Raw genomic sequence first — 12,396 nt, forward strand, 5'->3', positions numbered from 1 at the left:
CGGCGCTTTTTCTTTAGGTTAAATAGCAAATGCTATTTAGAACTTCATGGTTACACCAGCGAAGTATGTACGACCAATTACGTCGTAAACTTCTGGTACTGTACCGCCGTCACTGCCGTTAGATACTTTTGATGGCTCTTCATCAGTAAAGTTCTTAACACCAGCGCTTAGCATCCAAGCATCGTTGATGAAGTATGTAGCTGATAGGTTGTGGTATAGAACAGAGTCTACAGTATCACCTGTTGCTAGGTCATCCATCTCACCGATATAACGGTTGAAGTACATTACGCTCCAATCATCTTGGCCAGCTTTAATGCTGAAGTTGTTACGAACCTCTGCATATGCACCAAAGTTACCATCGATTGTACCAGTGTAATCTTTGCCATCTTGCTCAAAGTTCAACAAGTAAGTGGTATCGTTGCTTACGGTCCAGTCTAGGTTTAGTACTTCAAAGCTATAAGCTAAGTTAAAGTCAATACCGCTTGTATCTTGGAAACCAACGTTAGTTAGTGAGTTAGTCAAGTTAGACAAGTCACCATCTGCACCAATGTTGAAGGTCTCACAAGCTGATGCGTCACCAGCATAACAAGCGTCGATACCAGCTTGAGTGTCAAGACGCGTAATTGCGTTCTTCACTTTAAAGCGCCAGTAGTCAACTGTTAACGACATACCATCTACATAGCTTGGCGAGTAAACTAAACCAGCAGTGTAAGACTCAGACTCTTCAGGCTTAAGATCTTCATCTGAAGTACGGTTTACTAGGATTTGAGGGTCTTTTTCGTTACCCCATGGGTCAACTAAGTAATCGTAAGAACCTGAGTTACCACCATATAGCTCACTTACACTTGGAGCACGGAAACCTGTCGCCGCTACAGTACGTAGCATTAAGTCATCAGTAGCTTCATAAGTAAGACCAATCTTCCAAGTTGATGCATTACCAAATGTTGAGTAATCATCAAAACGTAGTGCGAACTCACCGGTTAGCTTATCAGTAAACGGCACGCTCACTTCTTGGAATACAGAGATAACGTTGTAGCTACCATCTGTTGGATCTTGCTGCGCTGCAGTACTTTCACCTGCAACAACAATTGGATCCGGATTGTAGTAACCGCTTTCGTAGCGATACTCTGCACCGATAGCAAATGCAACTGCACCTGCATCTAGGTCAAACAGTTCACCGTTAAGACCTGCGGAGAAGACATGCTGCTCGTTACCACCATCAGCTTCTTCATCATAAGAAACACTATTCAGTACATCTTGATCAGTCATTGGCTGGCCAGTTAACCATGGATCTTGGTCAGCATAGATAGCATCAGCCATCAAGTTAGCGTTAATAGAGTTTTCTACGCCAGTCTTAGCTTTGTTATTACCGTAAGTGTACGAAGCATCCCAGTTCATACCCGTATTGATATCTAGTGAACCTTCAAGGCCTGCAGAAATACGCCATGTATCAGTGTCCTGGTTATAAATACGTGGACCCACGTCATTCATACGCTTTCTGTAGTTAACTTGGCCGTTCTTATCTGGAGTAATACCAGCATCGATCATGTCTTGATCAAGCTCTAGACATGTCGCAGGGTCTTGTCCTACTTCACAAACATCTAGCATGATGTTAGCTGGCTGTGGTGCTAACTGCTGATTAGACTTACGCTTGGTATATAGAATGTCACCGGTCATTACGATGTCATCACCTAGCTCTTGAGTCATGTTAGCAAATAGACTGTAACGCTTGCTTGGAGTCTGGTAGAAGCTATCTTGAGTAAAGTCATAACCTTCAGAGCGATCTACCCAGTTACCATTTTCATCTTTAACTTTACCGCCCAAAGAACCATTTGGAATAAATGAGCTGTTACCTGGATCTGTCCAGTCACGGTCAGACTGAATTACACCTTTACGCTCAGAGTATGCTGCACCAAATGTGTAGTTACCGGTATCAGTGTTAAAACCATAAAGTGCGCTGATTTCACCATTTTCGCCGTCGCTCTTGTCGGTCATACCGCCTTGAACATCAACTTGGAAACCTTCAAAGTCTTTCTTAGTGATGATGTTTACAACACCAGCAATTGCATCTGAACCATATACTGCTGATGCGCCATCTTTTAAGATTTCAACACGTGCGATCATCGCTACAGGAATAGAGTTAAGGTCAACAGAGCTGTTTGCACCAGAACCTGAGTTCACCATACGGCGACCATTTAACAGTACTAGTGTACGCTGTGAGCCCATACCGCGAAGGTCAACTTGAGCAACACCGTCAGCACCATTGTTAGTGCTAGAACCTACGGCTTTACCGCCCATAGATGTTTGAGCTTGTAGCAATTCGTCAACGGTAGTAAAACCTTCTGCACGAATTTCTTCAGCGCCAATAACGGTTACTGGCGATGCAGTTTCCATGTCTTGACGTTGGATGCGGGAGCCGGTAACTGCAATGCGTTCTACATCGGCACCAACTTCTTCAGCAAAAGCTGTATTTGATACGGAAAATGCAGTAGTTGAAACCGAAGCAATTAAGCCAAACTTAATTGCTGAGGCCAATTTAGATGGTCTGTTCATTATGTCGTACTCCCTAAACCTAATTATTTTTATATACGTCATTTGTTATTCCTGACGTTGGTATCGATACTGCAATTTCACGTTTAAAGCGTCAATCGAGCAATTTATTAACCATTGCCACAAGTGTGTTGCAAAAACTTAAACAAAAAGTAAATTCCAACAACAAGGCACGTTATCAACAATGTGACAACTATCACATCAAAGATAAAAACACTGCTAAAGCAAAAAAACACAGGTAATAAAACCAAAACAAGCGCAACATTTTCTTAACCATCGATAATCACAAAAGTGTGATCTTGGTCACACTTTTATCGTACTAACTTTAGTAAGTCCGACGCTGAACGTTCTATTTCTTAGATATTGCTCATGTTTTTTTTGATCTAACTAGGTTAGCGATCAGCATTGATTCAGGTTTCTATGGAGGGTAACTTCAATAAATGTGAATAGATGTTACAAAGTGACAGTCTTTAGTAAAGAGCTGTAAATTTGCAGTGTCGGATAAAATTTATATTTGTAGACGTCGGTTTGTAACCAGTAGCTTAGTGTTAATAAGCCAGTGAGGGTTGCATAACGCGGTAGTTATTTGATTATGAGTGTTATAGCAGCCAGCTGTTATCCATTGCCATAAATTAAGGCTAGGCGTTCAAAAACACCAAGCCGCTATTGGTAGTTTACTTCTATTAGATATTGAACACTCATCTGTCCTAAATTTTCCCCTGAAATGTGTGTGGGAGAAATTGTAACTTCCCCGCCAACATATATCTCAGTTGATGCATCTGATAAGGACATCGTCAAGGCTTGCTTACCATTTGATAAAATTGGAGTAAAAGTCACTGCGCTATTTGTAGAACTCAGAACTTTAATCTGTACATGTTGACCAACATTCCCCAGCACAATTAGTTTTCCTAACGAGGCATTAGACTCTGAACATGCACTACCCGTGCGTCCATTTTGAGTGACTTTACATATTCCATTCTGCACACTATAGATATCACCGAGCTCTAATGCTTGGGTTTGTTCTATAGAAACTGGAATAACCAGATTAAAGTGCGCCTGAGCAAAGGCTGTGACAAGACCAAAAAATAAATTCATGTTAATCCATTAACAAGGAAAGTGACAAAGGCTGAAACTTAATTATAGCCAAATAACAGAGTATTAACGATTCTTTCATCTACTTTTGCACATAGACTTTACGTAAGCAAAAACCGCGATCACAAACCTGGTCTGTTATTAGACAATCGAAGCCTACCGAATATTAAAATGTAATATCTGCGATAAAAGTGCTTTAAAAGAAGTAAGCCATTTAGATTCGTGATTAAAACAGTAAAGAACTAATCACTAATTTCTAGCTCTGGTATTTGGATAAACTCTCCAGGCGATAAACTAATAGTTCGAATAAACTGATTATCTAGGAAGAGTTCATAATTACCGGGAAGTATTTGACCAAAAATAAAAATACCATCGTACTCAACTCGAGCACTATAACTCAGCTCTTTAGTATTGCTTTTGAGTTCGGCGAGTAAGCCCACAGCGGGTAAATGATCCGAATCCGAGTAAAATACGCTTCCTTCAAGCTCTGCCGTATACATAACTGGGAACAGAATTGGCTGAATATGGCCGGGATGAGGATTTACACTAATGATATGAGCCGCTGGCAGTAAAAATGGATCAGATAAGCTATTTTCATTGAGAATTAATTTTTGCTGCCTATTGGTTTGCAACTGAGTAATGAGTAGCTCACCCTTTTGATCTGTTTGTTTATTTGATTGGCTATGTCCAGAAAACGTTAACCCTGCAATAGGCTGCTCATTGCTATCGAATAACCCGTTAGCGTTATCATCCTGAAAAGCGATAACTTTCACTGTTCCTGTATTGATATAGCTCATTCTATCGATAAGCCAGCGATCTTGGTCTGTGTCCCATAGTAACGCGCTATTCCATTTCATTTGCGCAAACCAATCTCCGTTGGTGGCATTATCAATATCTAACCGCAAGCTACCAAAATCAAAAAAGTAAGCGATAGAGTTACGCATACTAAATTCATTATCACTATTTGGCTGATAGCGGAGCTCAACTTGATAATTAGCCTCATCATTAATAGCTGTATTTAAATTTGATACCCACTGGTTCAAGCTGACATCTGGTGAGATTTCGATATCGACATAACTCCGTATTTGCCAATTGCTTAATCTACCAGAAATTGCAATTCTATCGCTCCAACTATTAAGCTTATTTAAACTAGACCAGCGAAGCTCATTGCTTAAGGATAAAGAATACAATTGACCTGAGAGTAAGAAGTTTGCTTGGGCATTATCGCTACCGAAGTTAAGTGCTTGCCAACGACCATTTACGCCCCAATTCAGCCCCACATTGACAAAGGAGCCATTCAAGCTCGCGAAAGCTTGTTGTTTGATCCGCCCACCAACATTATCCCAGGTTGAGTAGTTACTGTATTGTTGCCATTCGGCTTGCCAATCAATATCCCTTTGGCTGCCTTGAACTGCAGCGCTCGTAGCATAGCCTTGGTCACTTTTAACATAGTTAAGTTGTATTAGCTGCGAATCACCGACATAGTTAACCGATAAACGCGGTAAAAACCGCCACTGCTTTAATTCATCTTGCTGTTGAACTAGCGCGAGTCCTACTGTCATATCTTCTCGAACCGCCCAATTTACATCGGCATAATATTGTTTTAAATCGTCTTGCTCACGCAAAATTGCGCCAACATTAACGCCAAGACTTCCCTTTTCTAGCACAGAGCTATCGAGCAATTTACTAAAGGATTCAACACGACTTTCACCATTTGGTCCGTAAAAACGCAATTGATATTGATTCAAACCAATATAATATGGCACATCAGTAAAGCGGTACAGGCCATCAGATTGAACTCGCTGAACACCAACTAAGGTGTTATTACGATAAAGCTCTACATCCCAACCAGCCTCTAATTCACCATCTACAACAATGGTCCGTAAATCTGCCGTAAACTCACTGCCAGCACTGACAGTAAAGCCTGCGCCTCGAGTCGAATCAGAAACTAAAGATAAGCTGTGGGAGTCCACATCGCCTAAACGGTAGAAATTAACCCATTGATCTTGGACTAATCGCTCGAGGTAGCCGTTAAAGGTCGTTCCGCTCGCTGTTTGAGAGTATGCAGCATAGCTATTGTGGCCAAACAAATCGGCCCTTGTCTGTATATAACTGTCTGTTTCAGTTTTAGCTTCATTATTAAACGATTGCACTCTCACACCTAAATCAACATTTAGTGCTAAATCACCAACTACGGCATATTCTTTATTAACTGCCTGAACTTTACGTACATCGGCACTGTTCTTCTGTGCATTAAATAACTGGTATTTTTTCTGTCTTTCAATTAACTGACTAAGGGGGATATGATCAGAAGCGGCTATATCAAACTTTTGCCTCGCTGAATCAAACGTAATCTCAATACCGAATAACTGCTGCAATATCTTAGTCTCAATATAGAGATCCCAACTATCGTGATAGATAACCGATGATGTTACGGTGCAATCTACTCCTTGATTCCAAAACAGCATCAATTGCTGATCTATTTGGATTGTTTTAGCCTCATCAACAAACCAGCCATGTGCCGACAGAGAATCGATATCGATTTGCACTGGTAATAATAGCTGCTCAACTACAAACTCTAACGGTAAATACGTACGACCGTTATCTTGATAAGCAAACATTTCATTGCTTAACGACATATCTGCATAAAATAGTTGGGTAACAAGAAATAGCGCTTCGTCTGCAATTTGGTTTTGATAGGGTATTGCTAGCTGATGATCACAAGCTTTAATCATTGAAGTTGCCAGCGACGGTTCAACTTGTGTGTCTCTTAACGCTGTAACAAGAGGATTTTCATGGGGTTCTAAAGCACTCGTCACCTTATCAGTTTTAGAGTCATGCCCAATTAAACTTGGTTCTGCAACCGTAATTAAGCTTGATAATGCCAAATCGGCATCATTGGATAAGCTTACAGCAGGTTGACGTAAATGAGTCCGGATTGACGCGGTGCCTTTACTAAATGTTTGATGCTGTGACTTTGCTTTTGCTAGCTCAATTAACGTAGGTTGCATTAATACTTCTAGTGATTGCGCTTTTGACTCAATAGTTTTTTGTACGTCAGCTAATGTTTCTTGAGGACTGTCCTGACTGATGGCCTCAACCAAAGTATCGATAGGTTGAACGCTGTTTTCTCGATCTTCTGGAGAATAAATTTTAGTGCCAGCTAGTGGTTCAAACCTTTCGAATTTAGAGTCATCAAATGATGCATCTTTTGACGCAAGTGACGCGATCAGAAGTATCGCTGCTAAAGTCAGCCAGCGACAGAGCTGTAAAAGTCGAAGCATCGCGTTCAGGTCGGCTAGAGTATTAACTTAGCCTCAACAGTTTTTGCTTGAAAAAGCGAATTATTTTCCTGATAGCGGATGATTAATTCGGCCCCCGCAGCAACAGGTTCTGTAAGAGCAATAGAAAACTGACGCTCATTTAGCTCTGTATAGATAGCGACATTTTTAGTCGCGGCAACGATTTGCTTAGTTACTGGATTGATGACTTCTATATCGCCGAAGCTACTGCGTTCACCAATCCGTTGCAGCGTCACCTCAATATATTGCCTAGTGTTATCAATTGCACTTTTTTCAATCTTTAGCTCACTGCTCAAATCCCCCACTCGCATCAAAACGGGGATCGCAACTTTCATATAAGCAGAGATAGACAGGCTGAATGTGTCCGCTTTTTGCTCTGCTGCATCATTGGAGCTTTTGGGCGCTAAAGGAATTTGATGAAACACGATATAACTACGATATTCACCCTGTGCAATATTTCTAGGTAAACGAGCAGCTAAACGAACTCGTACTCCCTGCTCGGGCTCTATATTAACTCGGCGAGGTGAATAACGCACAAAATTCGCTAGTGACTGAGTCGCTTCCTGTTTTGATAATTCGACATAATCACCATTTGCGAGCATTTTTTTATCTTCAAAATAGATATTATAGCGAGCAGACTCGGTACTTTTATTAACTAAAGAGAAAACAGCGCTGGTACTTTTACGATCAAGCTCTACGCGAGTTGGATTGACAAGTAAATTGGCAGAGGCATCAAATACCCAAAGTGCTGTAATACAGCAAAGTAAAATCTTTTTCATATTTTCGCCTAGCTAATGTACGAGGTTTACCCTCTTTTATTGTTTTAAATAGCTTACTTCGGCATCGACAGTCATCGATTTAAAAAGGACTATGAATCATTCCACTCATAGCCCTCAATCTAATTAGTAAGTCACGCTCAATGTATAAGTTAGTGCGTGAGTACCAGCTAAAGCAGTAGCGGCTGTAATATCTAAGTTACCAGCAACATTAATTGACGCTGTGTTACCTGAAATTGTTTCAGAAGCATTGGCCACACTTGGTGTAAATGCAACGCCAGCAACAGTGTTATCGACTCCAGATACAGAAACGTTAATAGCGCCGTTAGCTCCTGTTACTGTAAAAGCACCTGCAGCTTGTGTCGCGCCGCCAGCAACACATAAAGTTCCTGTAGTACCTCCGGAAAAATCGACTCCACAGCTGCCATCAGTCACAATTGAAACATCACCAAACTCCATAGCTGTCGCTTCAGTTACAGTAAGAGGGTAAACCAAGTTAAAATTTGCTGTGCCCGTTGCGTCTTCAGCAGTCGCGCTAGCAGAAAGTAGTAGTGATGATGCAACAAGGGTAGAAAGGAGTATTTTTTTATTCATTATTAATTTACCTATTTTAACGATTATAGTTGTTATATCCCCCTGCTAAAACAGCAATAATAAACCCCTGAAATAACTCGATGATTTATGTTGCAAGCAGCGCTTGAAACAAAAATATAACAATTCAGCTACATCTAGCAACGACTTTAAGGCTAGGTTCATAAAAGTGTAATAATTCAGTCTAGCAACAATTGCTAACCCATAAGTTTTATAAGGAATAATAAACAACCGCATAAGTCGAAACCACTACTAAAAACCCAATTGCATCACTTAAACTCTGGAAACATGTAAGATATAAGAACAAAAAAACACACAAATATGCTATGGTTACTAATTATATATAACCAAAAGAGCTAATTTATATTCATTAAGAATAGTTCGTTAGTCTATACCAACTCGCAAAACATAGACTTTCCTACTAGAGGTTTAGAATGTGAACCGCGGTTTTCTTTCATCTTCCGTGTAAAATTCATGATTGTTGTTTTTTATTGTTCACGTTAACCTATAAAAAATAGTCAGTAATATGCCAACAACAAAAATTAAAATGCCAACATTCAACGCTCAACAATCGCCAACATCAAAGACCATTAAACTTATAATCATTAGCCTACTGAGTTCTCTTATCAGCACTAAAGCAATTGCAGCTGTAACAATCACAGAAATACAGCCGCTTAAGTATCCAACTACGATAAAAAATATAAATAAATCCACAGTTGTAGTGGTTAATTGGAAAGGTAAGCTTGGCGGTGGCACTAATGCGACCTTACTCGATAATGATTATTACCAGGGGAAATATTTAGTAAGCTCTGATACCAACCAACCGATATCTGTAGATTTTTTTCAGATTGCTAATGAAGCTAAAGTGAATTTGAAAACGCTAAGAGTCAGGTATAAGAATAAAACCTATAAGAGCTTTCCAACGATGGCGCTTGAAAACCCGGGACGTGATGGTGAAATAATTTCAATAGGCGCTAAAGTCGCTGCCGGGAAAAATGCGACGGCTGGAGAAAAGTTTCCGCAATATGTGTTAAGGATCACCGAGCAATGATAGCTCATTTAGCATTACAGTTAACTAGTAAATAGCCCGTTTCTAAACGGGCTATTTTATTTAAAATATCAAGCTTCAGGCTTGATTATATTAAAATGACTATAAGCTCTGTTAGTCGCTATTCGTCCACGTGGTGTACGCTGTATAAAACCTTGTTGGATCAAAAATGGCTCAAGTACATCTTCAATGGTCTCGCGCTCTTCACCAATTGCTGCGGCTAAGTTATCTAAACCGACAGGACCGCCCATAAACTTATCAATAATGGCCAGCAATAACTTTCTGTCCATGTAATCAAAGCCTTCGGCATCAACATCAAGCATATCTAATGCTTCATTGGCGATCGCTTGAGTTACTGCACCGCTATGTTTAACTTCTGCAAAGTCTCGCACGCGTCTAAGCAATCGGTTAGCAATACGCGGGGTACCACGAGAGCGACGGGCTATTTCAATCGAGCCTGCATCATCAATCTCAAGATCCATCACTTTGGCGCTGCGCGTTACAATACTTGAAAGGTCTTTAACGTTATAAAATTCTAGCCTAAGCGGAATACCAAAACGTGCCCTAAGTGGTGATGTTAAAGCCCCTGCCCGTGTCGTTGCACCAACTAACGTAAATGGCGGCAAATCTAACTTAATAGAGCGTGCGGCTGGACCTTCACCAATCATAATATCCAGCTGATAGTCTTCCATAGCAGGATACAAGATCTCTTCAACTACCGGGCTTAACCGATGGATTTCATCGATAAACAACACATCATTTGGCTCAAGGTTTGTGAGTAATGCCGCGAGATCGCCAGCTTTTTCAAGTACCGGGCCTGATGTTGACTTAATATTCACGCCCATTTCATTAGCCACAATCATCGCCAAAGTGGTTTTACCTAACCCTGGTGGACCATAAATCAACATATGATCTAGCGCTTCACCGCGATTTTGCGCTGCTTGAATAAAAATCTTAAGCTGCGCACGCGTATCATCTTGGCCAGTATACTCATCGAGCATCTTAGGGCGCATAGCGCGATCAACCGCTTCAATCTCTTCACGTTCGATGATGTTAGGTTGTATGAGTCGGTCTGCTTCAATCATTTGTTATCCTTAAAGCATCGATTTCAATGCTGATTTAATCAGCGTTTCAGAACTCATACCATCAGTATAAACTGCTGATACCGCTTTACTCGCTTGAGCTGGCTTATAACCAAGAGACAATAGCGCTGCAATGGCATCTTCTTCAGCAGTATTGACCACTTCAGGGGCTTTATAGTTTGATTGCAACATAAACTCACGTTCAGAACCGACAGATGCTTCCATTAAGCTCTTAAGTTTGTCGCGCATCTCAACTAATAAACGCTCTGCGGTTTTTTTACCAACACCAGGTAATTTCACCAAAGTGGCGATATCGTCGCGCTCAACACAGGCGACAAACTCGCCTGCAGTCATACCAGATAAAATGGTTAACCCAAGCTTAGGCCCAACGCCATTGGCTTTGATAAGCAATCTAAATAGGCTGCGCTCTTGTTTAGTCACAAAACCATAAAGCAGCTGCGCATCTTCTCTTACAACAAAATGCGTATAGATCACCGCTTCTTGGCCAAGTTCTGGAAGCTCATAAAAACTGGTAAGCGGCATTTGGATTTCATAGCCAACACCAGCCACATCCAGGAGCACCTCAGGTGCTTGCTTTTCTATTAATAATCCGCGAATACGACCTATCATTTATAACGTCCATAAGTTCTAACATTTGCTCGACCACCTAAAGCAGCCAAGCTTTGACAAGTATGATAATGGCATACAGCCACGCCCAAGGCATCTGCAGCATCAGCTTGCGGCGCACTCGGCAATTTAAGTAATTGCTGGATCATATGCTGTACTTGCGTTTTTTGCGCGCGGCCAGTGCCTACAACCGCGCTTTTAATCTGCGTTGCGCTGTATTCGGCAACCGGCAAGTTAGCCGCTGTTGCCGCAACAATCGCCGCGCCTCTAGCTTGGCCAAGTTTTAATGCGGAGTCCGCATTTTTAGCCATAAAAACTCGCTCAATTGCAAATTCGTCCGGTTGATATTGTCTAATAATTTCAGACAAGCCATCAAAAATCTGCTTTAAACGTAATGGCAACTCATCTGAGCTAGTACGAATACAACCACTACCGACATAAACTTGCTGCCGACCTACACATTTAATCACGCCGTACCCAGTGATCCGAGAGCCGGGGTCGACTCCCAAAATAATTGCCATATTTTACTTATTCCAGCCCTTCCATCACTTCGTCAGAAATTTCTGCATTGTGATAAACTTCTTGTACATCATCATGATCTTCAAGATTATCGATTAAGCGTAAAAACTTAGGTGCTGTATTGGCATCTAAATCCGCTTTGGTTGATGGCACCATGGTCACTTCAGCGTTAACTGACTCAAGACCTGTGGCATCGAGTGCATCTTTCACGCTACCGAAATCTTCAGGGGAAGTCAGCACATCGATTGAGCCGTCCTCATGGGTCACCACATCTTCAGCACCGGCTTCTAATGCCGCGTCCATAACCGTGTCTTCATCAACCCCTTCATAAGAGATAATGCCTTTCTTATCGAAAAGGTAAGCCACAGAGCCGTCGGTGCCTAAATTGCCGCCTGACTTACTAAATGCGTTGCGCACGCCTGATACGGTGCGGTTTTTATTATCAGTCATGGTTTCGACCAGCACCGCTGTACCACCCGGACCATAGCCTTCATAAATAATGGTTTCTAACACTTGGCCGTCGAGTTCACCGGCGCCGCGCTTAATTGCACGTTCAACCGTGTCACGAGTCATATTATTTGAAAGAGATTTATCAATCGCCGCACGTAAACGTGGGTTTGAATCAGGATCGGATCCGCCCTCTCGCGCTGCAACAGTCAATTCACGGATAAATTTAGTGAATAATTTACCGCGTTTTGCATCTTGAGCAGCCTTACGGTGCTTAATATTGGCCCATTTACTATGACCTGCCATCTCTATCTCCTTAATTTATACCCAAACAACCTTAACCGACTTAACCGACTTAACCG

The 12,396-nt window shown here is 41.4% G+C and carries 10 protein-coding genes; 1 reads left to right on the plus strand and 9 read right to left on the minus strand.

Going from position 1 to position 12,396, the window contains the following annotated elements; all coding sequences use genetic code 11:
* Positions 1–36: 36 nt before the first annotated feature.
* The 5 genes from L2747_RS01290 to L2747_RS01310 form a co-directional block, all read right to left on the minus strand.
* Positions 37–2,553, minus strand: a complete 2,517-nt coding sequence (locus L2747_RS01290) for a TonB-dependent receptor (protein ID WP_248997307.1) — start codon at positions 2,551–2,553, stop codon at positions 37–39.
* Between the two features lie 660 nt (positions 2,554–3,213).
* A complete protein-coding gene (locus L2747_RS01295; protein ID WP_248997308.1) occupies positions 3,214–3,645 on the minus strand; it encodes a hypothetical protein in 432 nt (143 codons plus the stop codon).
* A 239-nt stretch (positions 3,646–3,884) separates the two neighbouring features.
* The gene (locus tag L2747_RS01300) at positions 3,885–6,926 is read right to left on the minus strand and encodes a carboxypeptidase regulatory-like domain-containing protein (protein ID WP_248997309.1); all 3,042 of its coding nucleotides are present in this window, start codon (positions 6,924–6,926) and stop codon (positions 3,885–3,887) included.
* A gap of 14 nt (positions 6,927–6,940) precedes the next feature.
* A complete protein-coding gene (locus L2747_RS01305; RefSeq protein ID WP_248997310.1) occupies positions 6,941–7,723 on the minus strand; it encodes a fimbrial biogenesis chaperone in 783 nt (260 codons plus the stop codon).
* Between the two features lie 123 nt (positions 7,724–7,846).
* The gene (locus L2747_RS01310; protein ID WP_248997311.1) at positions 7,847–8,314 is read right to left on the minus strand and encodes a hypothetical protein; all 468 of its coding nucleotides are present in this window, start codon (positions 8,312–8,314) and stop codon (positions 7,847–7,849) included.
* 523 nt (positions 8,315–8,837) lie between these two features.
* Here L2747_RS01310 and L2747_RS01315 point away from each other — a divergent pair.
* On the plus strand, positions 8,838–9,362 hold the full coding sequence (locus tag L2747_RS01315; RefSeq protein ID WP_248997312.1) for a hypothetical protein: 525 nt from the start codon (positions 8,838–8,840) through the stop codon (positions 9,360–9,362).
* Positions 9,363–9,430: 68 nt separating this feature from the next.
* Here the strand turns inward: L2747_RS01315 and ruvB are convergent, their stop codons facing one another.
* Genes ruvB through L2747_RS01335 form a run of 4 tightly spaced genes read right to left on the minus strand, consistent with a single transcriptional unit; the run spans position 9,431 to position 12,340 of the window.
* Positions 9,431–10,444, minus strand: coding sequence for a Holliday junction branch migration DNA helicase RuvB (gene ruvB, locus L2747_RS01320; RefSeq protein ID WP_248997313.1), 1,014 nt, complete (start codon positions 10,442–10,444; stop codon positions 9,431–9,433).
* Positions 10,445–10,453: 9 nt separating this feature from the next.
* Positions 10,454–11,071, minus strand: coding sequence for a Holliday junction branch migration protein RuvA (gene ruvA / locus L2747_RS01325; protein WP_248997314.1), 618 nt, complete (start codon positions 11,069–11,071; stop codon positions 10,454–10,456).
* A complete protein-coding gene (gene ruvC / locus L2747_RS01330; protein ID WP_248997315.1) occupies positions 11,068–11,589 on the minus strand; it encodes a crossover junction endodeoxyribonuclease RuvC in 522 nt (173 codons plus the stop codon). The genes ruvA and ruvC overlap by 4 nt, the downstream gene beginning before the upstream one ends.
* Positions 11,590–11,596: 7 nt before the next feature.
* Positions 11,597–12,340, minus strand: coding sequence for a YebC/PmpR family DNA-binding transcriptional regulator (locus L2747_RS01335; RefSeq protein ID WP_248997316.1), 744 nt, complete (start codon positions 12,338–12,340; stop codon positions 11,597–11,599).
* Positions 12,341–12,396 lie beyond the last annotated feature (56 nt).

This window comes from Shewanella marinintestina (assembly GCF_023283845.1).
Lineage (GTDB): Bacteria > Pseudomonadota > Gammaproteobacteria > Enterobacterales > Shewanellaceae > Shewanella > Shewanella marinintestina.

Bases quoted from the DNA above. Each gene is read 5' to 3' on its own strand.
- L2747_RS01290 (WP_248997307.1), bottom strand. From the start codon at position 2,553: ATGAACAGACCATCTAAATTGGCCTCAGCAATTAAGTTTGGCTTAATT.
- L2747_RS01295 (WP_248997308.1), bottom strand. From the start codon at position 3,645: ATGAATTTATTTTTTGGTCTTGTCACAGCCTTTGCTCAGGCGCACTTT.
- L2747_RS01300 (WP_248997309.1), bottom strand. From the start codon at position 6,926: ATGCTTCGACTTTTACAGCTCTGTCGCTGGCTGACTTTAGCAGCGATA.
- L2747_RS01305 (WP_248997310.1), bottom strand. From the start codon at position 7,723: ATGAAAAAGATTTTACTTTGCTGTATTACAGCACTTTGGGTATTTGAT.
- L2747_RS01310 (WP_248997311.1), bottom strand. From the start codon at position 8,314: ATGAATAAAAAAATACTCCTTTCTACCCTTGTTGCATCATCACTACTA.
- L2747_RS01315 (WP_248997312.1), top strand. From the start codon at position 8,838: ATGCCAACAACAAAAATTAAAATGCCAACATTCAACGCTCAACAATCG.
- ruvB (WP_248997313.1), bottom strand. From the start codon at position 10,444: ATGATTGAAGCAGACCGACTCATACAACCTAACATCATCGAACGTGAA.
- ruvA (WP_248997314.1), bottom strand. From the start codon at position 11,071: ATGATAGGTCGTATTCGCGGATTATTAATAGAAAAGCAAGCACCTGAG.
- ruvC (WP_248997315.1), bottom strand. From the start codon at position 11,589: ATGGCAATTATTTTGGGAGTCGACCCCGGCTCTCGGATCACTGGGTAC.
- L2747_RS01335 (WP_248997316.1), bottom strand. From the start codon at position 12,340: ATGGCAGGTCATAGTAAATGGGCCAATATTAAGCACCGTAAGGCTGCT.